At 65.4% G+C, this 25,020-nt stretch carries 26 protein-coding genes; 14 read left to right on the plus strand and 12 right to left on the minus strand.

Going from position 1 to position 25,020, the window contains the following annotated elements:
• Window position 1: 1 nt before the first annotated feature.
• Window positions 2-637: a YceI family protein gene (locus AC1DE1_RS19075; RefSeq protein ID WP_477175099.1), complete on the minus strand. Its 636-nt coding sequence runs from the start codon at window positions 635-637 to the stop codon at window positions 2-4.
• A gap of 165 nt (window positions 638-802) precedes the next feature.
• On the opposite strand from AC1DE1_RS19075, the gene AC1DE1_RS19080 reads away from it, so the two are divergent.
• Window positions 803-1,099, plus strand: a complete 297-nt coding sequence (locus tag AC1DE1_RS19080) for a hypothetical protein (protein ID WP_441605368.1) — start codon at window positions 803-805, stop codon at window positions 1,097-1,099.
• 21 nt (window positions 1,100-1,120) lie between these two features.
• Here the strand turns inward: AC1DE1_RS19080 and AC1DE1_RS19085 are convergent, their stop codons facing one another.
• Together AC1DE1_RS19085 and AC1DE1_RS19090 are read right to left on the minus strand one after the other, a co-directional pair.
• On the minus strand, window positions 1,121-2,107 hold the full coding sequence (locus tag AC1DE1_RS19085; RefSeq protein WP_477175098.1) for an NAD-dependent epimerase/dehydratase family protein: 987 nt from the start codon (window positions 2,105-2,107) through the stop codon (window positions 1,121-1,123).
• An 81-nt stretch (window positions 2,108-2,188) separates the two neighbouring features.
• Window positions 2,189-2,821, minus strand: coding sequence for a flavin reductase family protein (locus tag AC1DE1_RS19090; RefSeq protein ID WP_477175097.1), 633 nt, complete (start codon window positions 2,819-2,821; stop codon window positions 2,189-2,191).
• Between the two features lie 89 nt (window positions 2,822-2,910).
• Here AC1DE1_RS19090 and AC1DE1_RS19095 point away from each other — a divergent pair, with 89 nt between their 5' ends.
• Window positions 2,911-3,615, plus strand: coding sequence for an ArsR/SmtB family transcription factor (locus AC1DE1_RS19095; protein WP_441605371.1), 705 nt, complete (start codon window positions 2,911-2,913; stop codon window positions 3,613-3,615).
• Between the two features lie 146 nt (window positions 3,616-3,761).
• Here AC1DE1_RS19095 and AC1DE1_RS19100 read toward each other — a convergent pair whose 3' ends face one another.
• The 7 genes from AC1DE1_RS19100 to AC1DE1_RS19130 form a co-directional block, all read right to left on the minus strand.
• Window positions 3,762-4,673: a DUF2167 domain-containing protein gene (locus AC1DE1_RS19100; RefSeq protein WP_477175096.1), complete on the minus strand. Its 912-nt coding sequence runs from the start codon at window positions 4,671-4,673 to the stop codon at window positions 3,762-3,764.
• Between the two features lie 123 nt (window positions 4,674-4,796).
• Window positions 4,797-6,179 carry a M28 family metallopeptidase gene (locus AC1DE1_RS19105; protein ID WP_477175095.1) on the minus strand — a complete coding sequence of 461 codons (1,383 nt, stop codon included), beginning with the start codon at window positions 6,177-6,179 and terminating at the stop codon, window positions 4,797-4,799.
• Between the two features lie 116 nt (window positions 6,180-6,295).
• On the minus strand, window positions 6,296-7,063 hold the full coding sequence (locus tag AC1DE1_RS19110) for a glutaminyl-peptide cyclotransferase (RefSeq protein WP_477175094.1): 768 nt from the start codon (window positions 7,061-7,063) through the stop codon (window positions 6,296-6,298).
• A 55-nt stretch (window positions 7,064-7,118) separates the two neighbouring features.
• On the minus strand, window positions 7,119-8,510 hold the full coding sequence (gene dbpA / locus AC1DE1_RS19115) for an ATP-dependent RNA helicase DbpA (protein ID WP_477175093.1): 1,392 nt from the start codon (window positions 8,508-8,510) through the stop codon (window positions 7,119-7,121).
• A gap of 105 nt (window positions 8,511-8,615) precedes the next feature.
• On the minus strand, window positions 8,616-10,055 hold the full coding sequence (locus AC1DE1_RS19120; protein WP_477175092.1) for a sugar porter family MFS transporter: 1,440 nt from the start codon (window positions 10,053-10,055) through the stop codon (window positions 8,616-8,618).
• Window positions 10,056-10,933: 878 nt separating this feature from the next.
• Entirely contained in the window at window positions 10,934-11,755 is an 822-nt protein-coding gene (locus tag AC1DE1_RS19125; RefSeq protein WP_441605377.1) for a ferritin-like domain-containing protein, read from the minus strand.
• 142 nt (window positions 11,756-11,897) lie between these two features.
• Entirely contained in the window at window positions 11,898-12,314 is a 417-nt protein-coding gene (locus AC1DE1_RS19130) for a universal stress protein (RefSeq protein ID WP_477175091.1), read from the minus strand.
• 381 nt (window positions 12,315-12,695) lie between these two features.
• Between AC1DE1_RS19130 and AC1DE1_RS19135 the strand changes: the two genes are divergently transcribed.
• The 9 genes from AC1DE1_RS19135 to AC1DE1_RS19175 all read left to right on the plus strand — a co-directional run bounded on the left by AC1DE1_RS19135 (window position 12,696) and on the right by AC1DE1_RS19175 (window position 18,356).
• A complete protein-coding gene (locus AC1DE1_RS19135; protein ID WP_441605379.1) occupies window positions 12,696-13,154 on the plus strand; it encodes a hypothetical protein in 459 nt (152 codons plus the stop codon).
• Between the two features lie 92 nt (window positions 13,155-13,246).
• Window positions 13,247-13,792, plus strand: a complete 546-nt coding sequence (locus AC1DE1_RS19140; RefSeq protein WP_477179263.1) for a peroxiredoxin — start codon at window positions 13,247-13,249, stop codon at window positions 13,790-13,792.
• Window positions 13,792-14,343, plus strand: a complete 552-nt coding sequence (locus AC1DE1_RS19145) for a hypothetical protein (RefSeq protein WP_441611491.1) — start codon at window positions 13,792-13,794, stop codon at window positions 14,341-14,343. Before AC1DE1_RS19140 ends, AC1DE1_RS19145 begins: the two co-directional genes overlap by 1 nt.
• Before the next feature lie 71 nt (window positions 14,344-14,414).
• Entirely contained in the window at window positions 14,415-15,167 is a 753-nt protein-coding gene (locus tag AC1DE1_RS19150; RefSeq protein WP_441605382.1) for a DUF2884 family protein, read from the plus strand.
• Between the two features lie 110 nt (window positions 15,168-15,277).
• On the plus strand, window positions 15,278-15,712 hold the full coding sequence (locus AC1DE1_RS19155; RefSeq protein WP_441605383.1) for a DUF2383 domain-containing protein: 435 nt from the start codon (window positions 15,278-15,280) through the stop codon (window positions 15,710-15,712).
• Between the two features lie 26 nt (window positions 15,713-15,738).
• Window positions 15,739-16,311, plus strand: coding sequence for a DUF924 family protein (locus AC1DE1_RS19160; protein WP_477175089.1), 573 nt, complete (start codon window positions 15,739-15,741; stop codon window positions 16,309-16,311).
• Window positions 16,312-16,337: 26 nt separating this feature from the next.
• Window positions 16,338-16,610 carry a DUF2845 domain-containing protein gene (locus AC1DE1_RS19165; RefSeq protein WP_441605385.1) on the plus strand — a complete coding sequence of 91 codons (273 nt, stop codon included), beginning with the start codon at window positions 16,338-16,340 and terminating at the stop codon, window positions 16,608-16,610.
• A 205-nt stretch (window positions 16,611-16,815) separates the two neighbouring features.
• On the plus strand, window positions 16,816-17,070 hold the full coding sequence (locus AC1DE1_RS19170; RefSeq protein ID WP_477175088.1) for a DUF2845 domain-containing protein: 255 nt from the start codon (window positions 16,816-16,818) through the stop codon (window positions 17,068-17,070).
• Window positions 17,071-17,132: 62 nt separating this feature from the next.
• A complete protein-coding gene (locus tag AC1DE1_RS19175) occupies window positions 17,133-18,356 on the plus strand; it encodes a low temperature requirement protein A (protein ID WP_441605387.1) in 1,224 nt (407 codons plus the stop codon).
• 5 nt (window positions 18,357-18,361) lie between these two features.
• Here AC1DE1_RS19175 and AC1DE1_RS19180 read toward each other — a convergent pair whose 3' ends face one another.
• Window positions 18,362-19,387: a 2-dehydropantoate 2-reductase gene (locus AC1DE1_RS19180; RefSeq protein WP_477175087.1), complete on the minus strand. Its 1,026-nt coding sequence runs from the start codon at window positions 19,385-19,387 to the stop codon at window positions 18,362-18,364.
• Window positions 19,384-21,042 (minus strand): FAD-binding dehydrogenase, encoded by a 1,659-nt coding sequence (locus tag AC1DE1_RS19185; RefSeq protein WP_477175086.1) that lies wholly within the window; start codon window positions 21,040-21,042, stop codon window positions 19,384-19,386. Before AC1DE1_RS19185 ends, AC1DE1_RS19180 begins: the two co-directional genes overlap by 4 nt.
• 214 nt (window positions 21,043-21,256) lie before the next feature.
• Here AC1DE1_RS19185 and AC1DE1_RS19190 point away from each other — a divergent pair, with 214 nt between their 5' ends.
• The 3 genes from AC1DE1_RS19190 (at window position 21,257) to aceF (ending at window position 24,968) form a co-directional block, all read left to right on the plus strand.
• Complete coding sequence (locus tag AC1DE1_RS19190) at window positions 21,257-22,096, plus strand: DUF2884 family protein (RefSeq protein ID WP_477175085.1); 840 nt, start codon at window positions 21,257-21,259, stop codon at window positions 22,094-22,096.
• Between the two features lie 137 nt (window positions 22,097-22,233).
• Window positions 22,234-23,067 (plus strand): mechanosensitive ion channel family protein, encoded by an 834-nt coding sequence (locus AC1DE1_RS19195; protein ID WP_477175084.1) that lies wholly within the window; start codon window positions 22,234-22,236, stop codon window positions 23,065-23,067.
• A gap of 194 nt (window positions 23,068-23,261) precedes the next feature.
• A complete protein-coding gene (gene aceF, locus AC1DE1_RS19200) occupies window positions 23,262-24,968 on the plus strand; it encodes a dihydrolipoyllysine-residue acetyltransferase (protein WP_477175083.1) in 1,707 nt (568 codons plus the stop codon).
• The last annotated feature ends 52 nt before the right edge of the window (window positions 24,969-25,020 follow it).

The raw sequence follows: 25,020 nt of genomic DNA on the forward strand, positions 1-25,020 counted from the left end.
GTCAGTGGGCAGGCGCGGCGAGGGCAACCTTGCCGGCGCTGCCGTCGTCGATCAGCGCTTCCACCTGGATGCGCAGCACTACCTCCATGCTGAAGCCGTAGGACTTGCCGCTGTCCAGGCCGAACTCGTCGCGCTTGAAGGTGGCATAGGCGTCGGCCCCGCAGAGTTCGCGCTTGTACATCGGATGCGGCATGCACTTGAAGCTCTTGATGCTGAGCTCCAGTGGACGCGTCACGCCGTGCAGGGTCAGTGAGCCGTCGACCTTGGTCGGCGCGCCGTTGACGAAACCGGCGAGCTTGCCGCGGTAAGTAGCGGTGGGGTACTTGCTCACGTCGAACAACTCGTTGCCGCGCGCGGCCTCGTTCAACTTGTCCAGGCCGAAATCGACGCTGGCGACGTCCACGGTGATGTCCACGCTGCCGTTGCCGGCGGCCTTGTCCAGCGTGACCTTGCCCGAGCTACGGTCGAACTTGCCGCGCCAGGTGGAGAGTCCGCCCATGTGATCGGCCTCGAAGCTGGGGTAGGTGTGCGCCGGATCGATCACATAGGTCGCTGCGGCGGCATGGGCCGCGCCAGCGGCGGTCAGGCATAGCAGGGCGCAGGCAAGGGCGGTGGTGGTGCGATGGGGCAGGGACATCGTCGACTCCTTCGAGGGGGCTGGCGGGCGCCGCTATGGCGCGCTCACCCTTATGACGAACGGGCAGGGCGGATTTCGACACGGCGCCTCGCGGACGGCAGGGGCCCTCGCCGGCCGGCTGCGGTAGGCTGTACGCCGCACCGTCTTCCGCCAAGGGGCCACGCCATGCGCGCGCCAACAGGTTCAGTTGTCGGGTTGTGTTCCGCGTCGGCCACGCTGTGCGCGATGGGGATGGCGTTTCTGGGTTACTGGGGCGTGCACGAGCCGGTGCCATGGCGCGTCGTCGACATCTTCGTGATCGTGTTGGCCTTTGTGGGCTTCGCCTTGCTGGCTTCGGTGCCGTGGATCATCACCACGCCGGTGGTCGACGACAGCGCCGAACGCATCCGTCCCGCGCGCCGCGCCTTCGCATGTGGGGTGGTCGCCATCTGGCTGGCGGCGGTGCTGGCCATCGTGGGTTGAGCCAGCATCGGCGGATAAGCCTCAGGCGTCGACGGGATACGGACCGTCGCTGAAGCTGTCCGCGTGATAGCCCTTGGAACCGATCAGCCTCGCCAGCGGGCTGCGGATGTCCTCACCCGCTTCGAGACGAGCCACCACGGCAGCGAAATCATGGCGCGGCGCCCAGCCAAGTTCCTCGCGCGCCCGCTGGTTCACGTACACCCGGTCGATGCCCTGGGCCATGTTCCAGCCGTGTCGTGCGTACACGGCGTCGTAACCGGGCACGCGTCGACGCACGATCAGCGGCGCATGCGCGCGCAAGGTGGCCAGATCCTCCGGCAGGAACGGCGTGGTGGCGCTGATGATGTAGCGGCGAAAGCCGAGCGCTGGCGCGCGGCGCGCGGCCAGCAGATGCGCGCTCACCACGTCTTCGATGTCGACGCGGCGGTAGAGGAATTCGTTGGCCTTGAGGTTGCCGTCGGTATAGCGGGCGCGCACCGAGCGGTCGTCGTCTTCTTCGGGAAAGAAGCGCGACGTGCGCAGCACCATGGTCGACAGCCCCTGGTTGCGCGAAAACAGCTGGCACAGGTCTTCGGCGGCGGCCTTGGTGACGCCATAGATGTTCTTGGGCATGGCGAGCGTGTCTTCGGTCACCCATGCCGCCGGCTCGCTGACCGGTGGCGCCAGTGCATCGCCGAACACGCTGGTGGTGCTGGTGTAGACGAACGATTCCACGCCGGTGGCCACTGCTTCTTCCAGCAGGTTGAGCGTGCCGGTGAGGTTCACGTCGATGAAATCCTGCCGAGTGTGCGTGGCGACATGCGGCTTGTGCAGCGTGGCGGGATGGAACACCGTGGCGCAGCCCGCGATGCAGCGACGCACAAAGGCACGGTCGCAGATCGAACCCAGCCGCTGGGTGTAGGGCCCCTCGACCACATCCAGCCCGATCACTTCGTGGCCGAGCTCAAGCAGGGTGCGCGCCAGCGCTTCACCCAGGTGCCCCGAACTGCCTGTGACAAGCATGCGCATACTGGGCCGCTACCGCGATCGAGCTGAGATGGGAGTTGATCCTAGCATCGGTTTTCACGGCATGAACATCACGTCCAACGCTCAAACTTCAGCTTTAAACGTACGGCCCAGCGGTTTGCCCGGTCCCACGTAATGGCGGAACAGATAGAACAGCGGACGGTAGCGCCGTGGATCCACGTGCTGGGTCCCGGCCACCGTCACATCCTCATGCGCGTGCACATGCAGCGCTTCCAGCTCGATGATCGCGTAGCCGCCGGCGCCATCGCGCCAGGCATCCAGGGGGCGCTCGACCGCAAGTATCGCGCGCGCTTCCATTTGCAGCGGGCAGTCCACGATGCGTGGCGGTTTCACCGAAAGTGAAGCCTCGGCGTGCCACCCGCCCAGCGCCATCTTGTCTGCCTCGTGACGATAACCGTTGGCCTGTTTCCACCCGGGTACAGGATCGCGACCGGTGGTGGGGGCGATGCGCTCCACGCCGCGGTGCATGTCTTCGCTGGCAAAGTTCAGCACGCATTCGCGCTCGCGCCGCAGATTGGACAAGCCCTGTCCGCCACCCGCAAGACCGATGACGATGCGGTCGGCCAGCGCCCAGGCGGACGACATCGGCGTGATATTGGTCGAGCCGTCCTCGTTGCAGGTGGTGATCAGCACGACCGGCGTGCCGAAATAGAGAATGGATGGGTGGATGACTCGGGTATGTGGGTAGCGATGCATGTCCATGAGTTCAGTGTCGTCGCCTATGCCGCTGAACGTTTCGCCACGCAGCGAAGTGTTCAGCGAAACGGGCGCGCTAGACTGCGCGCATGAACGATGCGATCGCTCCAAGCCGCTACCAACTGGCCGAGATCGGCGCCCTGCTCGCCGAACCGGCACGTGCCGCCATGTTGCTGGCCTTGATCGACGGGACGGCACGTCCCGCAGGCGAGCTGGCGCGCGCGGCCGGTGTGGGTGCGGCGACGGGAAGCGCGCATCTCAAGCGCCTGCTCGAGGGCGGCCTGCTGGCGGTGCAGGAGCAGGGGCGTCATCGCTATTACCGGCTCGCAGACGATGACGTAGCCGCGCTGATCGAAACGCTGGCCGCGCCGCGCGCGCGACCCGTGTTGCCTGATCCCACCGGCGGCGATCGCCCCTTGCGCATGGCACGCACCTGCTATCGGCATCTTGCGGGACGATTGGGCGTGGGCTTGTGCGATGCCCTGCTGCAGCAGGGTTACCTGCTAGCCGCGAGCGAAGGCATGCGCTTGCAGGACGACGGTGCGCAAGCGCTGGTGCAAGCCGGCCTCGACGCCGCACGCGTGCAAGCCTTGTTGCCACTGTCCGGACGCAGCTGTCTGGACTGGACCGAACGCCGCCTGCACCTGGGCGGCCCACTCGGTGTTTCGCTCACCGACGCCTTGCTGGACGCAGGCTGGTTGCGTCGCCGTGCCGGCAGCCGCGCGTTGCAACCCAGCGATGACGGATTACGCCGCTTGATCGGGCTCGGCGTGCCATGGGAGAGTCGCCGATGAAGGCGCTTCGTTTCGCTGTAGGAGCGCACTTGTGCGCGACCGCAGCGCTGAGGCGCACCGCTCCGTTGGCTGGTCGCGCACAAGTGCGCTCCTACATGGGTCGGTGATCGCTGCGCCCCCTCAGGCAACGCAGCGCCACACCAGCATCAGGCCTGCTTTTTCTTGAAGATCTTGGCGAACAAACCGCCGATCGCCGCAATGCCGATCACCACGAACTTCTTCAACGCCAGCAACATGAGGCCGAGCTTCGCGAACAAGCCAGCCTTGGCGGCAATACCGCCCGCCACCAGCGCCGCAATGCCATACGCCGCAACCTTATCCGTGCTCGAGTTGTAATCGGCATAACGCTCGCCGGGATTGAACTCGGCCATCGCCACTACGTCGGGCATGTCGGCACGCACCTGGGCGAGCTGGTCGATCGGTGCGATGGCGTTGAGCGAGAGATAGCCCTTGCGGCCGAGCACGCGGATCGCATAGTTCAGCGACTGCCCGTCGGCGCTGCCGTCGGCCTTCTTGAACTTCAGGTCGCGCGCCCAGTAGAGCTTGTGGCTGGCTTCGTCGTAATGCGGCGGTTCGGCCCAGCCGACCAGCTCCACGGCCGGATAGCCTTCCTTGAGGCGCTCAGAGTTGCTGTCCTGGGCGGCCTTCTTCAGGTCCTTGAGCATGTCGTCATAGTCGATCTTCTCGGCGTCCTTGTCGGACACATAGCCTTCGTCGATAAAGGTGACTACCACCGCCCAGGTTTTCTCATCGAGTACGGCATGCGCATCGGTGCTGGGGATGATCATGCCCAGCACGCTGTTGTCCGGCGGGTTGCCCCAGGCCTGCGTCAGCACGCGCTGCGCATCGGCGGCGGAAAGAAAACTGTAGCCATTGGCCAGCTTCAGCGTGGCCTGCGCGCCCGGTATGGACACCTCGCCGGTGGTCGGATGCAGCGAACTGACAAACGCCTCGGCGGACGTCTGATGCCCGCCATCTTCGGGCATGGCCGCGACCGGTGCGGCGAGTACAAAAGCGGCCAGCAATGCCATGGCCGGCAGTAGCGTCTTGCGAAGCATGGATTTTCCCCTGGTATCGTCCGTTGATACGCATCCCATGGGATGCGGTTGCCGCTCCCCCCGGAGCGGCAACCGGCCGATCTTATCGTTTCGCAAGGCTTTGCGCCTTCGGAACAATCCGCTTTAGGGCGACTTCGGCGCAGGCGAGCGCTCGAAGCTGCCGGCATCGCCAGGGAATACCACCGGGCTTTCATAGCCATCGGCCGAGACCGACGAGACGCCGAAGAACCAGTCGTCGATCACCACGTCCTTGATCACCGCCTGGTCGCTGTCGCCGACCACGCGGCTGTACTGCCACTGCGGGGCGGTGGTGTCGCGCCAATGCACGATGTAGCCCGCAGCGCCCGGCACCTTCTTCCAGTGCACGGTGGTGTCGCTGGCCAGCGCGCCCTCGATGCTCACGCCGGACGGCGGGGCAGGGGCGCGGCTCAGCGCCGCCATGGTCACCGTGTTGAGCGCGGTGACACGGGCGAGATAGCGGAAGTCGACGCCGTCGATGGTGTCGCCGTACTTGATGCCCTTCTCGCTGCGCAGATCCTGGTGCTGGCGCGTGTAATCCTCATGACCTTCGGTCACGCGCACACCGGGATAACCGGCCTCCAGGAATGGCACCTGGTCGCCGCCGCGGCTGTAGCGGTCGGTGCGATACACCATGTGCACGCGCAGGTCCGGCAGATAGGTGGTTGCCATCTGCTCCATGTAGCGCGCCACATTGCGCGAGGGCGAATCCACTTCGCCGCCGTGGTAGGCGCGGTACTTCGCCTGCTCCGGGGTTTCGTTGGTCTTGGTGCCTTCGGAGAAGATGCGCACCGTGGTGTTGTCGAGCACGCCGTTCAAACCGTGGCTGTTGCCGACGATGTCGTTGTTGAGGTCGGCCTGCACGTTCCAGCCCTGCGCAACGGCGTAGTCGGCCAGCACCTTCCCACCGTAGAGGCCCTGCTCCTCGCCGGAGAGCGCCGCGAATACCAGGGTGGCGTCGTTGTCTTCCTTGGACAGCAGCCGCGCCGCTTCCATCAAGGCGGCGACGCCTGAGGCATCGTCGTTCGCGCCGGGGGCATCGGACTTGGCGTTCATCACGTCGGTGACGCGCGAATCGAGATGGCCCGTCATCACGATCACGCGCTTGGGATCGCTTTTGCCGCGCTTGATCGCGACCACATCCATCACTTCGGTGGATTGCGGAATGCGCTTACCGGTGAACATCTGCGACGGCGTCACCACCTCGATGCAACCGCCGCAGGCCTTGGAGATGTCCTCGAATTGCGACTTCACCCAACGCCGCGCAGCGCCGATGCCGCGCTTGTCCGACTTGGTGTCCGACAACGTGTGGCGCGTGCCGAAGCTCACCAGCTTGGCAATCGTGGCATGCAGTTCCGCTTCACTCGGTGCGGTGGACAAGGCTTGCAGCGATGCATGCTGGCGCGGCTGCGCCGGTGCGTCGTCGGCGTAGGCGGTAGAGATGGCAAGGCACAGCGCGAAGGGCAGTAGGGACGGGGCAAGGCGCATCAGGGTCTCCCGGTGATCAGCCCCCGACTTTACATCGCAGATGTGGCCGCGCAGAACCATGCCATTTGGCCCTCCCCGGAGCTCGCCGCATCGTATTGCCGGGCCTTCGCAGGGACTTACGGTTTGACCAGCGTGATCTCGAACAGCTTGGGCCAGCGCTTGCCGGTGACGAACAAGCGATCGTGCTGCTCGTCGTAAGCAATGCCATTGAGCACATCGTTGCCCGGGTCAGGCAGGCGGCTCACATCGAGCAAGCCGCTGAGGTCGATCCAGCCGGTGACATGGCCGGTGGCCGGGTCGATGCGTGCGATGCGGTTGGTCATCCACACGTTGGCGTAGATCTCCCCCCTCACCCATTCCAGCTCATTGAGATTGGTCACCGGCTCGCCGTTGTCGGTGACCATGATGCTGCCGGTGGCGGTGAGCGTATTCGGATCGAGCACGCGCAGCACCGGCGAGCCATCGCTCATGTACAGATGCTTGCTGTCGCGCGTGAGCGCCCAGCCTTCGCCGGGATAGCGGAAGGTGCGCTGCTGCCTGAAGCTGGCCAGGTCGTAGACAAAACCAAGCTCGCTCTTCCAGGTGAGCTGGATCAGCTCGTGATTCCAGTCGACGATGCCCTCGCCGAAATACGCATCCGGCACATCATGGCGCTGCAGTACCTTGCCGGTTTCCAGTTCCACTTTGCGCACGGTCGACTCGCCCGCTTCACCGGTGCTCTCGTACAGATAGCCGTCCTTGTAGAACAAGCCTTCCGTATACGCCGAGGTGTCATGCGGATAGACATGCACCACGCGATAGCCGTAGACCGGCGTGGCGGCGTGGATGGACGCAGAGCTGACAAGGGCGATCAGGGCGAGCGCGTAGCTGAGCCGGCGTATCATGAAAACGACATCCTTTGCGAAGGGCAGCCTCGCGCGTAGCGGGCAGCGGGTAACCTCAGTGCAGCGAGCGTACCCGGAAGTTCCGCCCCTTGATCTTGCCCGCGCGCAGTCGCTCCAGCGCCTTGTTCGCAAGATCCCGACGGATGGCCACATAGGCACGGGTGGCGAATACGTCGATCTTGCCGATGTCCTTGGCGTCCAATCCAGCGTCGCCGGTCAGTGCGCCGAGGATATCGCCGGGTCGCAGTTTGTCCTGGCGGCCGGCATCGATCACCACCGTCTTCATCGGTGCGAGGTTGAGCTGCTTGCCGCGCGAGGGCGCCACCCGCAGCGGATGCCACGGCAGCGGCTGGCCCAGCTGTTGTTCGATATTGGTTGCCTTGGGGCGTTCGCGCGGCGTCACCAGCGTGATGGCGAGGCCATTCTCGCCGGCGCGACCGGTGCGGCCCACGCGATGCGTGTGCGTGTCCGGATCGTGTGCAATGTCGAAGCTCACCACCAGGGGCAGCGCGACGATATCGAGGCCGCGCGCCGCCACGTCGGTGGCCACCAGCACGGCGCAGCTGCGGTTGGCGAACTGCACCAGCACTTCGTCACGATCGCGCTGCTCCATGTCGCCGTGCAGTGCGAGCGCCGAGAAGCCGCGCTTGTCCAGTTCCTCGGCGACCGCGTCCACGTCCTTGCGCATATTGCAGAACACCAGCGCGTGCTGCGCCTGTTCATCCCGCAGCGTGCCCTTGGCCAGCAATTGCGCGAGCGCATCGAGTTTCTGCGCCGGCTCCACTTCGTGGAAACGCTGCTCGATGGTGGTCTCCTCGTGCGGCGTCTCCACCGTCACTTCCACCGGATCGCGCTGCAGGCGCTTGCTCACCTGGCGGATTTCCTCGGCATAGGTAGCCGAGAACAGCAGCGTCTGGTGATGCTTGGAGATGCGCCCCACGATGTCGTCGATAGCTTCGGAAAAGCCCATGTCGAGCATGCGATCGGCCTCGTCCAGCACCAGCACCTTGATGCCGCCGCCGTGCAGGCTCGAGCGCTTGAGATGTTCCTGGATACGCCCCGGCGTGCCCACCACGATATGCGGGTCATGCGTGAGCGAGGCGAGCTGCGGGCCCAGCGGCATGCCGCCGCACAGCGTCAGCAACTTCACGTTGGGAATATTGGCCGCCAGTTTGCGGATGGCCTTGCTCACCTGGTCAGCCAGCTCGCGCGTCGGGCAAAGCACCAGCGCCTGCAGCCGGATCGTCTCCACGTCGATCTGCTGCAGCAGGCCCAGGCCGAACGCAGCGGTCTTGCCGCTGCCGGTACGCGCCTGCGCGATCACGTCGCGACCTTCCAGGATCGGCGGCAGGCTCTGTGCCTGCACTGGCGTCATCTCGGTGAAACCGAGGGTTTCCACGCTGGCGAGCAGCGCGGGCTTTAAGGGGAGCGTGCGGAAGTCGGTCATGCGGGTATTGTCGCATGCCGGTTGGCTGGGCCTTAAAAGGGGTCAGGGGCGAGTAGTGAGGGCGCCAAGACCGCCTGCCCACGCTCGCCCCTCGTCCCTAAATACTCAGCTCTGCATATCTTCCAGCTCGATGCCCTTGGTCTCGCGCACGGCCTTCAACACGAAGATCAGCGAAATCAGGGCAAACGCGGCATACAAGCCGTAGGCGAAAGCGAGGCCCGCTTCAGCCAGCGCAGGGAAGGTGCTGGTGATGGCGAAATTGGCCAGCCACTGGGCGGCGGCGGCCACGGCCAGCGCAATGGCGCGGATCCGGTTGGGGAACATTTCGCCCAACAGCACCCACACCATCGGGCCCCAGCTGAGGCCGAAGAACACCACGTAAGCGTTGGCGGCAACCAGGGCCACCATGTTCCACGGCGCCGGCAGGCTCAGTGTGGCGCCGCTGCCGGTGGCCTGCGAGAAGCACCACGCCATCGCGCCGAGGGTGACGGCCATGCCGGCCGAGCCGATCACCAGCAGCGGTTTGCGACCGATTCGATCCACCAGCGCAATGGCGACCAGGGTCACCAGCACGTTCACCACCGAGGTGGCCACCGTGATGGAGAACGAATCGGCTTCGCTGAAGCCCACCGAATGCCACAGGGTGGACGAGTAATAGAAGATGACATTGATGCCCACGAACTGCTGGAACACCGACAGCAGGATGCCAATCCACACCACCGGCAGCAGGCCCAGGCGCGGTCCGCGCAAGTCCTTCAGGGTGGGGCGGTATTCCGAGTGCAGGCTCTGCTGGATGTCCTTCACCTTGGCATCGAGGGCAGCCTCGTTGTGCATGCCCAGCACCTGGCGCAGCACGTCCTTGGCTTCCGCCAGGCGACCCTTGGCCACCAGGTGGCGCGGCGATTCGGGCACGCCGAGCACCAGCGAGCCGTAGATCAATGCAGGCACCACGGCGACCAGGAACATCCAGCGCCACGCGTCCAGGTTGAACCAGAGCTTGTGCGAGGCACCGCCCGCCGTACCGGCCAGCCATGCATCGCTCAGCAGCGCGGCAAAGATGCCAAGCACGATGGCCAGCTGCTGCAACGAGCCGAGCCGGCCGCGCACGGCGGCAGGCGAGATTTCCGCGATATAGGTCGGCGCGATCACCGAGGCCACACCGACGCCGATGCCGCCCACCAGGCGCCAGAACACCAACAGGCCAACGCCGTTCACCAAACCCGCGCCCAAGGCGCTCAGAGCCAGCAACACGGCCGCCACCTGCATCGCGCGTACTCGGCCGACGCGGTCTGCGAGCGGGCCGGCGTACCACGCACCAGCAGCAGAACCTAGCAGCGCGCATGACACGGCGAAACCGATGTGGGCTGCATCCAGCCCGAAATTGCCGCGCACGGCGTCGACCGCGCCGTTGATCACGGCGGTATCGAAGCCGAACAGGAAGCCGCCAAGTGCAGCGGCCGCGGCGATCAAGACAACGCGCGCGGTGGCGTGTTGCCCAAGGTCACCGACGGAGTTCGTCGACGTCGGTGTGGAATTCAGATTCATTGCCTCTCCCCAATCCAGAGTCCGGCGATTCTGCGCTGGCAGTGCCGGTTTATTGAAGTGAATACGTATGCATCAGAGTGGGCGGGATGTCGAGCTTTGGGGGTTGGGATGGGGATGTTGCGGGTGCATTGGGAGGTGGGGTGTGGGGTGGTGGGTTTTGTGTTGCTCCGCAGCATGATTTTTTGAGGCGGCACGCTTGCTCGTCATCCCGGCGCGGGCCGGGACCCAGATGTGATGCGCTTTGTTGTCGCGATACCTCGACCTGGCTCGCCTGCCGCGGGCTTCCGTGCCGCTGCCGCGGCCCGGGTCACTTTTCTTTGCTTGCCCACGCACGCGCTTCGAGCGCGTGCGAACGGCGAAGCCGGCCCGCAGGGCGGAGGGCAGGATGCCCGGAGTAAAGAAAAGTAACCAAAAGAAAGGGCCCCCCGGATGACGCGCCTTCCGGGCCGTTGGCCCTCCAGGTGCGCGGTCGGGTTACGGGGTTTTTCGACAGGACATCCCTGTCCTGTCGAAAAACTGGCCGCATCCATGCGGCCACCCTGCGGGCTTTCCTCCACCCGCCCGCCGCGTCATACGGGGACCCCGGGGGCAGGAGCCACATCAAGAGCCACATCAAGAGCCGAACGCCCACCGTGCCGGTCGGCAGTTTGTCTGTTGTAGGAGCGCACTTGTGCGCGACCGGCCGGAGCGGTGAGTCCACGCGCCGCGGTCGCGCACAAGTGCGCTCCTACAAGGGGAGCGCGCACGTCGTGGATGGCGGATCAACGCTGCCGACGGGCTATTTGTGGGAGCGCACCCTGTGCGCGACAAACCTACGGAGCGGAATACTCGGCCTTGGTCATCGCCATCGATCTAAGCGAGCGCCACCCAGCCACGCCTTAATTGAGAAACAACCTCTCCGCCAACTTCGCCAGCGGCTTCTCCATCGCATTCTGCAAACGCGGCGGCAACTCCAGCGGCTTGAGCAGCATCTTCACCGTCATTTCCGCGGGGATATTCCGCCTCAGCAAATCCTGCGCGCGTCCCGTGACGCGCTTGAACTCGGCGTGGTTGTCCTTGTGCTGCGGATAGCACTGATCGAACACGTGGCGCAGCGCGATGTCGCTGTCTTCGCCGCGGATTTCGTTGAGGCGGCGCAGGATGACCCGGAATATCTTGTAGCGACCGAAGCCCTCGCGTTCGCGATACAGGCGGTAGTGCTGGTAGAAATTCTTGTAGTGGCGGACTTCGTCGCTCTTGATGTGACCGGTGAGCTGCTTGAGCACGGGCTCATCGGTGATGTCGTTGAGTGCGCGGTAGAGGCTGGCGGTACCGGTTTCCACCACGCAGCGCGCGGCAAGTTCCAGGCCACGGATGGGTTCCAGTTGTTCGGCGGTGCACACCGCGCCGTACTCGGCCCAGAACGCGGCGAAGCCCTTGTCCCAGTCGAATTCCGGCCACACCGCTTTCACATAGGCGGCAAGGGCGCGGCCGTGCTGCAGTTCCTCGTGTTCCCAATGCTGGCTGAGCCAGGTCTGCAGGGTCTCGTCACCCGCGAAGTGGTCGACCAGATTGTGCGTATACAGGTCCGAACCACTCTCGACGAAGGAGGCGCTGCATAGCAAGAAAAACAGGTCTTCGTTCTGGCGTACACGTTGGATGTCGATCCGGCTGAAGTCCAGGCTTTCGAGGGTCCAGGGCAACGATTGGGCATAGCTCACGCGGGCTTTCCTGTGCGGGGGGCCGAAGGGCTGGCTTGACGCGGGGCACGGCGCCAGCCTGGCATGACGATCGTGTGACAGCATACGACGAGACGGCAACGCGGGATTAACGAGCGCCGACCCGCGGGGCTGGCGGGTGGGCTCAGCGCACCACGGTCACCGGCACGTGGGCGCGCTCGAGCACGTCGCTGGAGACCGATCCGAGCAGCCAGCGCGCGAGCGCGCCGCGCTCGGTATGGCCGATCACGATGTGATCGATGGCGTGGTTGCGTACCTGCTCCAGCAGGACATCGCCGGGGCTGCCGCGCACCACCTCGGCGTCGATCAGGGACGCCGTGCCCGGCACCAGATCCTTCACTTCGTCGAGCAACTGGGAGCAACGCTTGCCGCCCTGGTCGGCGATCATCAGCGTACAGGTGTCGGCGCTCCCTTCGGTCACCTGCAACACCGACACCACGCGGACGCGGCCACCGGTGGCCTGCGCCAGTTGCACGGCAAAGCGCAGCGCGCGTTGCGATGTGGCGGAGCCGTCATAGCCGACCAGCGAATAGTTGGACATGCGCTACCTCGGGCACAGGCAGGCTTGCTGTGTCGGGCACGGGTGCGAGGCGGCCCAAGGCAGATCGGCCTGCGGTTTTCTCGGATCTTGAGGGTCAGCGTAATCCTCGCCGCGCGCCTGCGCTACGGGTGATGCGCCCAATCCATGCGCGCTCATCAGGCGGCCGAAACACAGGGCTTCCCCAGGCGCAACGTACGGGCACGACACGCTTTTTTAAGCCTTGAGCCAGCATTGCTTGCGAAGCCGTTAACGAAGCATCCAGCTATTTGCACACTGCGTTCACGGGAACTGCCGACCATGGAGGTGCTACGGCGGACAGGTGCACGCTGACCACAGTGGCTGACGTCGTCCGAAGTCCTCATTCACTGCAAGGAGATGAAAATGATCAAGCGTTCAATGGGTATGGCGGCTCTCGTACTGGCTTGCGCAGGCGCCATGTCGATGGCACCGGTATCCGCAGCCCGTGCGGCCGAAGCCGAAGTGAAGTGCGATCTCTCCTTCAGCATTTCCGGATGGTCGCTCATCTACAAGCATGCCTCGGGCAGCGGTACGGTGGTTTGCAATAACGGCCAGAAGTCCAAGGTGAAGATCTCGGTCAATGGCGGCGGCATCACCGCCGGCAAGTACCGCATCGACAACGGCAAGGGTGACATCACCCATGTGCGCAGTATCGACGATGTGTTCGGCACCTATGCGCAGGCCGGTGCCGAAGCGGGCGTGGTCAAGAGTGGCGAGGCCCAGGTGTTGACCAAGGGCACCACGTCGCTGGCCCTGCATGGCAGTGGCGAGGGCGTGAACCTCGGCGTTTCGGTGGGCGCGTTCGAGATCGAGCGCGAATAAGTCACCGTTGCAGGTTCGATGCAGAGGGCGCCGCATGGCGCCCTTTGTTTTGCTGCGCGTAAACTGGCCCGGAATTCTTTCGGAGTGTCCCGATGCCTCGCCTCTCGTTCCTGTTGATGTTGAGTCTGCTGCTGGGCCTGCTGGCTCCGGCCTATGCCGACGCGCCCGCCGCCACGCTGCCGCAGATCGGCCAGAAAGCGCCTGATTTCCACCTGCAGGACCAGAACGGCAAGTGGCATACGCCGGCCGATCATCAGGGGCGTTGGGTGGTGCTGTACTTCTATCCGAAGGACTTCACGCCCGGTTGCACCACCGAGGTCTGCGCGTTCCGCGACGATGTTGCCAAGCTGCGCCAGCAGGGTGCCGACGTGCTGGGCGTGAGCCTGGACGATGTGAAATCGCACGCGGACTTCGCCGCCAAGTACCACGTGCCGTTCCCCTTGCTGTCCGATGCCGACAGCAAGACCGCGCAGGCCTATGGCGTGCTCGCTTCCAAAATGGGCTTCAAGTACGCGCGCCGCACCACCTTCCTGATCGACCCGCAGGGCAGAGTTGCCAAGGTCTATGAGGATGTGGATCCGGAGAAGAATTCGGCCCAGGTGCTGGCCGATCTCGCATCGATGAAGGCGTCTTCCTGATGCCGTTGATGCTGCGTAGCGAAACCCGCCGCGACGGCTTCGCGCTGTGGCGCATCGTGACCTGGCTGATCCTGCTGCTGGCGGCCTATGGCTGCATGCAGTACGCGTTGCATGCCACCCAGTTGTGGCGTGTGCTGCAGCCGCTGCCCGCGTCCAATACGGGCGACATCTTGCAGCTGCACAAGATGCTGGCCTGGGATGTGCTGTATTTCGTCGCAGCGCTGGCGCTGGTGGTGATCTGCGCGGGGGCGATTCTTCGCCAGGGCTGGGCGCGGCCTTCGCTGCAGCTGGCCAGTGTGCTGCTGGCGGTGGGCTGGGGCCTGGTGGGTGGGCTGATGCTGTTCCTGCAGTGGCGCGACTTCAGCCAGGCGGTGGCGTTGACCAATGCCCAGGACTCGCTCGATACCGCCTCGCAGATGGCGATGGCGCATATGCGCCGGTCATTTCTGATGGCAGTGGGGATCAAGTTCGTAGGTGTGCCGGTATTGCTGTGGCTGGCCTGGTGGCTGGGGCGCCCGTCGGTGCGTGCCCAGTTCCGCTCGCGACGCTGAGCACGTTCGGTTCAGGTCCGGTTGCCGCGGCGCGGGTTATCGCTGCGGCATCGTTTGCTCCGGGCCCTCCCATGTTCCTGCGCCGCCTGTCCCTCCTCGCCACCCTCTCGCTGGCCAGCGTGGCCTTGCACGCGCAGGACCTGGCGACCACCTGCCACGCCACCAGCAGTTACGACCTGACGATTGCGCCCGATCGTCTCTTGTTCGATCGCTCGCAACCCTTGCCACGCCAGGTGGAACTGCGCGATGGCAGTCTGCGCACCGATGGCAGCAAGGTCGCCCTGCGTGCGGACGAGCAGGACCGCCTGGCCTTGTTCGAGCGTGAGTTACGAGCCCTGGCGCCTCGCGCCAAGGCGGTGGCAGCCAATGGCGTGGACATGCTCGCGGCCGCCATGCACGACGAGGGCACCCGCCTCTCGCTGGACCCCGCGACACGGGCAGAACTCGACCGCCGCGTGGCGTCCCGCGCGGCAGAGCTCAAACAGCGCCTGGCGGCCAGCAACAGTACCCACGACTGGCAGGGCAACCTGGCCGACCAATACGCCAACCAGCTGGCCTCTGACCTGATGCCCTTGCTGGCCAATGATCTCGGCCAGCAGGCCATGAATGCCGCCATGACCGGCGATCTGCAGGCGGCGGCCAACCTGCGCGATACGGCCGGCGACCTCACCACCCAGCTGCGCCCCCGTCTGGAGCAGCGCATGCAGGCCCTGGGGCCGCAGGTCCAGGCCTTGTGCCCGGCAGTCCAGCGGCTGGCCGAGCTGCAGCAGGGCATCCGCGGTACCGGCGGCCAACCCCTGAACTTGCTGGACGTGGGTCAGTAAAACCCCGGCTGAGCGAGGGTTCTCACGAAGCCTCAGATTAACCCTACGCTAAGTGGCGAAGGACGAGGATGGCGCCTGCATTCGCTTTTAGCTCAGCAGGAGGCGACTTCGTGTCGCGTGCACCGCAATACAACGCCCTTATCCGGCGTGGCATCGATGACCGGGACCTGTACCGCAGGGCCCTGGTCCAGGTTCGTGAACCGGGACTGCAGGCTTTGCTGGCCGAGAACCTGCACACCCTGGACGCCCTGATCGGCGACCTGCAGGCACAGATGCATGCCGCGGGCCGCACACCGGCCAGGCACGGCACGCTGCCTGGCGCCGTGCGCGGGGCGCTGGCTGACATGGTCACCGGCATGGCCTCCAACCGCGATTCGGCCTGGGTCCACTATCTGGCCCGCCACGAGTGCGCTCTGCTGAGGAGTTTCGAGCAGCAGATGGCGCTGGCCTCGGACGAATCGGCGCGCGTGCTGAGAGTCCAGTTGTCGCGCCTGCACGGCATCCATAAGGATATGCACTGCCTGGCCGGTACCACCCACGGTTGACCGGTCGCCCATCGTAAGGAGCGCGCGTGCCGACCCCCACGGACGTGTTGGATTTCTGGTTCGCCGAAGATTCGCAGGCGCACTGGTATGAGCGCGACGACGCTTTCGACGCGGCCATTCGCCAGCGCTTTGGCGACACGCTGGACGCGGCCCGGCGCGGCGATCTCGATCACTGGGCGCAAACGCCCGAGGGCTGGCTGGCCCTGCTGATCGTGCGCGATCAGTTCAGTCGCAATCTCTATCGCGACGACGCCCGCGCGTGGTCGGCCGATCCCATGACGCAAGTGCTTGCGCTCGATGGCATCGCGCGCGGCGACGACCAGCGGCTGACGCCGATGCAGCGCGTCTTTGCCTATATGCCGCTCGAACATGCCGAGAGCCCGGTATTGCAGATGCACTGTGTGCACTTGTTCGAACGGCTGGTGGCCGGTCAACCAGTGTCCGAGCGCCCGCGTTTCCAGAACTTCCTTGATTACGCGCGCCGCCACCACGATGTGATAGCACGGTTCGGGCGGTTTCCCCACCGCAACGCCGTCCTTGGCCGCCTCGATACGCCTGAAGAGCTGGCGTATCTTGCGACACCGGGATCAGGTTTCTGAGCGTCACCGACGACACGGAGTTGATCATGCGCCGCTATCTGTTCATTGCCCTGTTGCTGTTGAGCGCAAGCGCCACGGCAGCCAATACCTATCGCGTGGGCAGCGAGGTGCTGACCGTCGGCGACAGTGCGGTGCGCGCCATGCAGCTGATGGGCAAGCCGGATTTCAAGGAGCCGGTGCAAAGCGACTTCGGCGGCTACCAGGGCGAGCGCTGGCAGTACATGCGCGATGACGGACGCGTCGTCATCATCACCATCCTCAATGGCAAGGTGTCGGACATCGCCGACCGCTCGCGCTGAGCGATGCGCCATCGACGTGAACGACGACAGCAGGCGATGCCTGCCGACAGCAAGCCGCGGCCGTAAACCCATGCCGTGATCGGATATCGCATCGCTAAGGTGACTCTCCGTGCCACGTGCACACGGAGAGGGACGAGCGATGCGTCGAACCATGTGTCTGAGTGTCCTGTTATTCGCGTGCGCGGCTCACGCAGGCAGCGGAACCTTGCGCGTCGGCAGCCAAGTGCTGGTGGTGGGCGACTCCGCCACGCGGGTCCTGGAACTGCTGGGCAAGCCGTCGTACCGCTCGCATGCCGCCTCGTCTTCGAGCAGTCACCGGGGCAGCCGACGCAGCCGCAGACACGGCGGTCGATCGACATCGTCGGGCGGTGAGCAATGGCAGTACCGGCAGGGCAGTCGCGTCGTCACCATCGTGGTAGCCGACGGCAAGGTCAGCGCGATCCGCGACGATGGCCACTGAGTGAGATGGCGGCGCGGCCGCCGCTCATGCGATAACTGGCGCGAGGGAAGGGAGATTGCGTCATGTCCGAAACGTCTGCATCGGCACAACGCCGCTCGCCAAGCCTGCTGCGCCCGCACCAGCCGGGCACGCACGGCAAGGTCACCAATATCGAGCTGTTCTTCGATCTGGTGTTTGTCTATGCCGTCACGCAGTTGTCGCACACGCTGCTGCGCGACTTGAGCGTGCTGGGCGCCGTGCACGTGTTGCTGCTGTTTCTGTCGGTCTGGTGGGTATGGATCTTCACTGGCTGGGTCACCAACTGGCTTGACCCCGATCGCTTCGCCGTGCGCCTGCTGGTGCTGGCGCTGATGTTCGCGGGTCTATTGCTGTCGGTGGCGCTGCCCGAGGCGTTCGACGGCCACGGCCTGATGTTCGCCTGCGCCTACGCCTCGATGCAGGTGGGGCGCTCGCTCTTCATGGTCTGGGCGTTGCGAGTGTCGACACCGGCGGCACGCCTGAACTTCTATCGCATCACGCTGTGGTTCGCGGTGGCGGGTGTGCTGTGGGTGATGGGCGGCCTGGCCTCGGACCAGGCGCGGCTGGCCTGGTGGGCCGTCGCGTTGGGTATCGAGTACGTGGGACCGGCGGCGTATTTCTACGTACCGGGGCTAGGGCGATCCTACACGCGCGAATGGGACGTGGAAGGCGGCCATATCGCCGAGCGTTGCAGTCTGTTCGTGATGATCGCGCTGGGCGAATCCGTGGTGGTGATGGGCAGCACGTTCGCGGAAGGCACGCGCACGGCCGACCTGTGGTTTGCCTTCATCATGGCGTTCGTCGGCTGCGTGGCGATGTGGTGGATTTACTTCGACCTCGGCGTGGAGCGCGGCAGCCGCTCGATCATCCAATCGACCGATCCGGGACGCACGGCGCGGCTGGGCTATACCTATCTGCACCTGTTGATCGTGGCCGGCATCGTGGCTTGCGCGGTTGGCGACGAGCTGAGCCTGGCGCATCCCCTCGCCACGGCGCAAACGGCGCAGATCGCCGTGTTGCTGGGCGGCCCGGCGCTTTATCTGCTGGGCAATGCGCTGTTCAAGAAAACCGTCAACAACACCAATTTTCCACTGTCCCATCTGGTGGGGCTGGGCTTGCTGGCGGCCCTGGCGTGGCCAGCGCATGCGCTGCCAGTAGTGGCGCTGGCGACGGCGACCACGCTGCTGCTGGTCGGCGTCGCGCTGTGGGAAACCATCTCGCTGCGCAATCTGCGGCGTGAGCTTTACGCCGCTGAAGCGCAGGAGTAACGCGCTTACGTCACCGCGCGGCTGCGCAAATCGTCGAGCAATTCCTGCGCCGTCCATGCACGCCGCGCCTGTTCGACCTGATGCACCAGCTCGACCAGTCGCGCATTCACCGGTGCGGCGACACCGTGCGCCGCGGCCAGCCGCACCACTTCGCCGTTGATGGCGTCGACCTCGGTGGAGCGGCCACGTTCAAGGTCTTCCCACATCGACGAACGCGCCACCGGGTCGATCGCCAGCAGGCGCGAGGCGAGCCGGCGGAACCAGCTGTCCGGCATCTCCAGCACGCGCGGCAACCAGGCTGGCGGCAAGGGCGTGAGTTTGGCTGGATGCATGTCTGCGGCATCGAACACCGTCAGCGCTTCGCGTTGGGCCAGCGCCAGGCAACGACGCCAGTCGCGCTGGGAGAGTTGTTCCTTCAAGGGCAGGTTGGACAGCGCGTTCAGTGCGTTGTTGAGGTTGAGCAGGAGCTTGGCGGACAACACCGCGGGCATATCGCTGCGCGCCAACAGCGGCAGGCCCGATGCTTCGAACACGGGCAGAAACGCAGCCAGCGCTTCGTGCGCCTCCACCATCAGCTCGCCGCCGGAACCCTGGTGGAAATCGCCGGGTATGCGTTGCAGCACGTTGAACGGGACCATCCCGGCCAACACCGGATGGCCGGGCAGGGCATCGCGCAGGATGGCGGCGTTGTGCAGGCCATTCTGGAAGCTCACCACCGGCACGCCGGGAGCAATCACTTCCGCCAGCTCACGCGCCACCGTTTCAGTGGCCGACGACTTCACGGTCACCAGTACCAGGTGCGCTTTCGCCGCAGCGAAGGGATTGACCTGCAGCTCCACATCGCGCGCGGCGACGTGTTCATGGCCGCCGAGCAGGTCGCTCCAGTCCAGGCCGTGGATGCGCCAGGCGTCGATCACGCGGCGGCGGCCGATGCAGGTGATACGGGCATTGTCGTGCAGCCGGGCGCCGAGGTAGCCGCCCACGCTGCCTGCGCCGTAGATGGCGATGCGGGGCAGGGCATGCACGCTCATGCGATAGCCTTGGCGGCGGCGCGACCGGCGATGCGTCCGGAAAACAGGCAGCCGCCGAGGAAGCTGCCTTCCAGTGCGCGATAGCCATGCAGACCGCCACCGCCGAAGCCTGCCGCTTCGCCCACGGCGTAAAGCCCTGGCATCGGCTGGCCATCCTGGCCGAGCACGCGCGCATCCAGATCGGTTTCCAGACCACCCAGCGTCTTGCGCGTGAGGATGTTCAAACGCACCGCGATCAGCGGGCCGTTCGCCGGATCCAGCAGGCGATGCGGCTTGGCCACGCGTACCAGCTTGTCGCCGCGATAGCGACGCGCGTTGTGGATGGCCATCACCTGGCCGTCCTTCGTGTACGGATTGTCGAACTGGCGATCGCGCGCCTCGATCTCCTGGCGGATATGCGCCAGGTCGAGCAGCGTGTTGCCGGCGAGCGCATTCATGCCGGCGACGAGTTCTTCCAGCGTGTCGCGCACGATGAAGTCGCGGCCGTGCTGCTTGAACGCTTCCACCGGTGCAGGTGCGCCCTTGCCGACCGCGCGCTTGGCGACTTGTCGCCAGCTCTTGCCGGTGAGATCGGGATTCTGCTCCGAGCCCGACAAGGCAAATTCGCGACGGATGATCTGCTGGTCGAGGATGAACCAGCTGTAGTCGTGGCCGGTGCGACGCAGATGCTCCAGCGTGCCCAGCGTGTCGAAGCCTGGCCACAGCGGTCCGGGCAGGCGGTTGCCGGCGGCGTCGAACCAGAACGACGAAGGTCCCGGCAGGATGCGGATCGCGTGCTTGGGCCAGATCGGATTCCAGTTCTCGATGCCTTCCACGTAGTGCCACATGCGATCGCGATTGATCAGCCGCGCGCCGGCGCTTTCGCTGATGCCGAGCATGCGGCCGTCCACGTGCGCGGGCACGCCGCACAGCATGTGCGCGGGTGGCGGGCCGAGACGTTCCGGCCAGTTGCGCCGCACCAGCGCGTGGTTGCCGCCGATGCCGCCCGACGCCACGATCACCGCCTGCGCGCGCTGTTCGAAATCATGCAGCACGTCGCGCGAACTGGGCTTGCCGCGCGCCATGCCGTCGGCCGCCAACACCTTGCCGCGCACGCCCACGACGGCGCCGCCTTCCACGATCAATTCATCCACGCGATGGCGGAAGCCAAATTGCAGCAAGCCTTTGGCCTGTGCTTCGCGGGCGCGCCGCACGAACGGTTCGATCACGCCGGGGCCGGTACCCCAGGTGACGTGGAAACGCGGCACCGAATTGCCGTGGCCAACCGAACCGTGTCCGCCGCGCTCGGCCCAGCCCACCACCGGAAACCAGCGCATGCCCATGGCGTGCAGCCAGGCGCGCTTTTCGCCGGCGGCAAAGTCCACATAGGCTTGCGCCCAGCGGCGCGGCCAGAGGTCCTCGGGGCGATCGAAGGCCGCCGTGCCCATCCAGTCGGCCAGCGCAAGTGCATGCGAATCGCGCACGCCCATGCGCCGCTGTTCCGGCGAGTCGACGAAAAACAGCCCCCCGAACGACCAGAACGCCTGTCCCCCCAGGCTTTGTTCCGGTTCCTGCTCGAGCACCAGCACGCGCTTGCCGGCATCGGCCAGCTCCGTGGCGGCCACCAGCCCGGCGAGGCCGGCTCCCACCACGACCACATCGCACCCTTCCCGCATCCCCCGCCTCCCCGTGGCGATTTGCGTCTTGGGAACTTAGCGTGCCTGTCGGCGCATTCCTATGCGCGCTGCGTCATAGCCCGGAAGTCCCGATAGCCCAGAAGTCTCGGGTGACTGGTGGCACGGCATGACCTCAAGCCCATGCCCGCACTCATGCCGTGCTGCATCGTGGCAATCGAGGCCCACGGCATGTGGCACACGGAAGGGGAACGACATGCGTACCACCATGATGGCTTGCGCGCTGGCGGCGGGACTGGCACTGGGCGGTTCGGTGCATGCACATGAGCTGGACGTGCATGACGGTCATTGCGGCTATTCGACGGCCTACGATGTGCAGGTCATGCCGAGCGGCATCGGTTTTCACCGCGACGACGGCAAGCCCGTCGACGTGTTCATGCATGACGGCCATTTACGCGTGGATGGCCGCGACGTGTCGGTGAGCGATGAAGATGCCGCACGTCTGCGCGACTACGAGCAGCAAGTACGGCTGCTATTGCCGGAAGTCGCGGATATCGCACGCGAGGGCGTCAACATCGGATTTGCCGCCATGCGCACCGTGCTGATGACCTTCGCGCAGAACGACGACGAGCGCCGGCACATGCTGGGCCGCCTGGATGAAAACCGCGGTCTGGCCCTGGCCCGCGTCGACGCCGGGCTGGGCAAAGGCGTGTGGAAGTCCGACGACATGGACGAGATCGTCGAAAAAAGCGTCGAGAATTCCATTTCCGATCTGGTTTCCAAGGTGGCTGGTGAGGCCGTCTCGGCGGCGCTATCCGGTGACCAGAGCAAGGTGGCAGCGCTGCAGGCGCGGGCCGAGTCGCTGGATAAGAGCATCGACCGCGAAGTGAACAAGCGCGCCGACATGCTGGACAAGCACGCCGACGCGCTGTGTCCGAAACTCAGTTCGCTGGACGCGCTGCAGCACCAGTTCCAATTCCGCCTGCAGGACGGCTCACGGCTGCAACTGCTGGCCTACGACAAAAAAGAACACAACAAGAAGCTGATGACAGCCACGGACAGTGCCCGCGCCGGCGGAGGCGAATCCGCGCACTGATCCTTCGTCAGGGCTCCCCTGCCAGACATTGGACCGCGTCGGTGCTGTCGATGCGGTCATTTTTCGTGGGCGAAACAGAACCTTGATTGTTGCGCTGGTAGTCTCTCGGGGTTTTTTCGTTGAGAGCGCCGCCACTCATGCACGATCTTCTGGCCCGTCTGCCCCTTTCCGAAGCCACCATTTCGGTGCTTATCAATATCGGCCTGGCTATCTTGCTGCTGCTGATCGGCGTATGGCTGGCCGCGCGCGTGGCCAACATCGCCCAGCGCGCCATGCATCGCGCGAATGTGGACGTGACGCTCAGCGGTTTTTTGCGCAACCTGATCTATGGCGTGCTGATTGCGATGTTGATCGTGATGGCGCTGCAGCAGGCCGGCGTGCCCTCGGCGCCGCTGGTGGCTGCGCTGGGCGCGGGCGGTCTGGCCATTGGCCTGGCCTTGCAGGGTTCGCTGAGCAATCTGGCCTGGGGCGTGCTGTTGATCGTGTTTCGCCCGTTCCGGGTGGGCGATTACATCCAGGCCGGCGGCGTGGAAGGCACGGTGGAAGCGGTGAGCCTGATGCACACCATGCTGACCATGCCCGACAACCGCGAGGCGGTCGTGCCCAATGCCAAGATCGGCTCCGACGCCATCATCAATTTCAACCGACGCGGCACCCGTCGCTTCGAGTTGAAAGTGCGCGTGGGATACAAGGACGATCTCGGCAAGGCGATGGAGCTGATCCGCGGGCTGTTCGACGCCGATGCGCGCATCCTGAAAGATCCTGCGCCGGGCGTGTGGACCGAGAGCCTCAGCGACAGCGGCGTGATGCTGGTGCTGCGCGCCTATACCAAGAGCGCCGATGGCTGGGGTGCGCAGACCGATCTGCTGCGCGCGCTGAAGGATCGATTCGAAGCGGAAGGCATCAGCCTCGGGGCGCCCCAGCAGCAGCTGGTATTGCTGCAAGGACGCCCGTCGGAGCAGACCACCTGACGAAGTGGAATGCTGCGACTGGGATCGTCGTTGCGGCAGGCCCGAAATAGCTAGACCAAAGTCTTGCATACGTATGCGAATGGTGCCTTCAAACGATCCAAAAGCGTCCAGAACGCGGTCTCGTTCGCTATCATTGAAAACCTTACGCGGCCGTCATCCCCGCCGGCTCGCCATCGCCATCCGTAGGAGCAACCATGGCCGACCTTAAAGAAGCACGCGTTCCCGATATCGGCAGCGAGAACGTGCCGGTGATCGAAGTGCTGGTGAAACCCGGTGACAAGGTCGCCAAGGAACAAGGCCTGGTCACGCTGGAATCGGACAAGGCGACCATGGAAGTGCCGGCCCCGTTCGCGGGCACGGTGAAGGAAATCAAGCTGAAGGTGGGCGACGAGGTGTCCGAGGGCGCCCTGATCGCCATCATCGAAGCCGACGGTGAGGCTGCCGCGCCTGCTCCCCAGCAGGCTGCCGCGCCGGCCAAGGCCGAAGCGCCCGCCAAGGTCGCTGCTGCGCCGGCCCCTGCGCCGGCTGCCCCCGCACCGGCACCTGCTGCGGCTCCCGCCGGCGGTGGTGGCGTGCAGGAAGTGAAGGTGCCCGATATCGGCAGCGACGACGTGCCGGTGATCGAGATCCTGGTGAAGGTGGGCGACACCATCACCAAGGACCAGGGCCTGATCACGCTGGAATCGGACAAGGCCACCATGGAAGTGCCGGCCCCGTTCGCGGGTGTGGTGAAGGAGATCAAGGTCAAGATCGGCGACGAGCTGTCCGAAGGCAGCGTGATCGCCCTCGTGGAAGCTGCCGGTGGCGCCGCTGCGCCCGCACCGGCTCCCGCTCCCGCACCGGCTGCCGCCAAGGTCGCCGCGCCGACGGTCGAAGAAAAGCCTGAGCCCGTCGGTGGCCGCAGCGTGCTGCCGGGCAATGCGCCCGAAGGCGACGTGGCCCCCACCGCGCGTCCGCCGTTCGATGCCGGCATCGTGATGCCGGGTGACGCCCCGTACGCCAGCCCCGCCATCCGCGCTTTTGCGCGCGAGCTGGGCGTGGACGTGCGCCAGGTGAAGGGCACCGGCCGCAGCGGCCGCATCCAGCGCGAAGACATCACCGGTTACGTGAAGCACGCACTGGCGTCGGGCGCACGTCCCACCGGTGCACCGGTCGCCGCAGGCGGCGGTCTCAACCTGTTGCCGTGGCCGAAGGTCGACTTCAGCAAGTTCGGCGAGATCGAAGAGAAGCCGCTGTCGCGCATCCAGAAGATCTCCGGCGCCAACCTGGCGCGCAACTGGGCGATGATTCCGCACGTCACCCAGCACGAAGACGCCGACATCACCGAGCTGGAAGCCTTCCGCAAGAAGCTTGGCGAAGAAAACAAGGATCTGAAGATCACCCCGCTGGTGTTCCAGATCAAGGCCGTGGTTGCCGCGCTGAAGAAATTCCCGCAGTTCAACTCCTCGCTGGATGTGTCGGGCGAGAAGCTGACCCTGAAGAAGTACTTCCACATCGGCATCGCGGTGGACACGCCCGATGGCCTGGTAGTGCCGGTGATCCGCGACTGCGACAAGAAGGGCCTGCTGGATCTGGCCACCGAACTGGGCGAGATCTCCAAGAAGGCGCGCGACAAGAAGCTGGGTCCGAACGACATGTCGGGCGGCTGCTTCTCGATCTCCTCGCTGGGCGGTATCGGCGGCACCTCGTTCACGCCGATCGTCAACGCACCGGAAGTGGCCATTCTTGGCGTGTCCAAGGCGTCCATGAAGCCGGTGTGGAACGGCAAGGAATTCGCCCCCCGCCTGATCCTGCCGCTGTCGCTGAGCTACGACCACCGCGTGATCGACGGCGCGCTCGCCGCGCGCTTCGCCACCTACCTCGCACAGCAGCTGGGCGACATCCGCCGCCTGCTGCTCTGACGCGCTCTTAGCTCCCTCTCCCCTCCGGGGAGAGGGCTGGGGTGAGGGGCCA

The sequence above is a fragment of the Dyella sp. 05T440 genome (assembly GCF_056395965.1).

What these genes read in the sequence shown, in the direction of transcription:
- AC1DE1_RS19075 (WP_477175099.1), bottom strand. Translation starts at nt 637, where the DNA reads ATGTCCCTGCCCCATCGCACCACCACCGCCCTTGCCTGCGCCCTGCTA.
- AC1DE1_RS19080 (WP_441605368.1), top strand. Translation starts at nt 803, where the DNA reads ATGCGCGCGCCAACAGGTTCAGTTGTCGGGTTGTGTTCCGCGTCGGCC.
- AC1DE1_RS19085 (WP_477175098.1), bottom strand. Translation starts at nt 2,107, where the DNA reads ATGCGCATGCTTGTCACAGGCAGTTCGGGGCACCTGGGTGAAGCGCTG.
- AC1DE1_RS19090 (WP_477175097.1), bottom strand. Translation starts at nt 2,821, where the DNA reads ATGCATCGCTACCCACATACCCGAGTCATCCACCCATCCATTCTCTAT.
- AC1DE1_RS19095 (WP_441605371.1), top strand. Translation starts at nt 2,911, where the DNA reads ATGAACGATGCGATCGCTCCAAGCCGCTACCAACTGGCCGAGATCGGC.
- AC1DE1_RS19100 (WP_477175096.1), bottom strand. Translation starts at nt 4,673, where the DNA reads ATGCTTCGCAAGACGCTACTGCCGGCCATGGCATTGCTGGCCGCTTTT.
- AC1DE1_RS19105 (WP_477175095.1), bottom strand. Translation starts at nt 6,179, where the DNA reads ATGCGCCTTGCCCCGTCCCTACTGCCCTTCGCGCTGTGCCTTGCCATC.
- AC1DE1_RS19110 (WP_477175094.1), bottom strand. Translation starts at nt 7,063, where the DNA reads ATGATACGCCGGCTCAGCTACGCGCTCGCCCTGATCGCCCTTGTCAGC.
- dbpA (WP_477175093.1), bottom strand. Translation starts at nt 8,510, where the DNA reads ATGACCGACTTCCGCACGCTCCCCTTAAAGCCCGCGCTGCTCGCCAGC.
- AC1DE1_RS19120 (WP_477175092.1), bottom strand. Translation starts at nt 10,055, where the DNA reads ATGAATCTGAATTCCACACCGACGTCGACGAACTCCGTCGGTGACCTT.
- AC1DE1_RS19130 (WP_477175091.1), bottom strand. Translation starts at nt 12,314, where the DNA reads ATGTCCAACTATTCGCTGGTCGGCTATGACGGCTCCGCCACATCGCAA.
- AC1DE1_RS19135 (WP_441605379.1), top strand. Translation starts at nt 12,696, where the DNA reads ATGATCAAGCGTTCAATGGGTATGGCGGCTCTCGTACTGGCTTGCGCA.
- AC1DE1_RS19140 (WP_477179263.1), top strand. Translation starts at nt 13,247, where the DNA reads ATGCCTCGCCTCTCGTTCCTGTTGATGTTGAGTCTGCTGCTGGGCCTG.
- AC1DE1_RS19145 (WP_441611491.1), top strand. Translation starts at nt 13,792, where the DNA reads ATGCCGTTGATGCTGCGTAGCGAAACCCGCCGCGACGGCTTCGCGCTG.
- AC1DE1_RS19150 (WP_441605382.1), top strand. Translation starts at nt 14,415, where the DNA reads ATGTTCCTGCGCCGCCTGTCCCTCCTCGCCACCCTCTCGCTGGCCAGC.
- AC1DE1_RS19165 (WP_441605385.1), top strand. Translation starts at nt 16,338, where the DNA reads ATGCGCCGCTATCTGTTCATTGCCCTGTTGCTGTTGAGCGCAAGCGCC.
- AC1DE1_RS19175 (WP_441605387.1), top strand. Translation starts at nt 17,133, where the DNA reads ATGTCCGAAACGTCTGCATCGGCACAACGCCGCTCGCCAAGCCTGCTG.
- AC1DE1_RS19180 (WP_477175087.1), bottom strand. Translation starts at nt 19,387, where the DNA reads ATGAGCGTGCATGCCCTGCCCCGCATCGCCATCTACGGCGCAGGCAGC.
- AC1DE1_RS19185 (WP_477175086.1), bottom strand. Translation starts at nt 21,042, where the DNA reads ATGCGGGAAGGGTGCGATGTGGTCGTGGTGGGAGCCGGCCTCGCCGGG.
- AC1DE1_RS19190 (WP_477175085.1), top strand. Translation starts at nt 21,257, where the DNA reads ATGCGTACCACCATGATGGCTTGCGCGCTGGCGGCGGGACTGGCACTG.
- AC1DE1_RS19195 (WP_477175084.1), top strand. Translation starts at nt 22,234, where the DNA reads ATGCACGATCTTCTGGCCCGTCTGCCCCTTTCCGAAGCCACCATTTCG.
- aceF (WP_477175083.1), top strand. Translation starts at nt 23,262, where the DNA reads ATGGCCGACCTTAAAGAAGCACGCGTTCCCGATATCGGCAGCGAGAAC.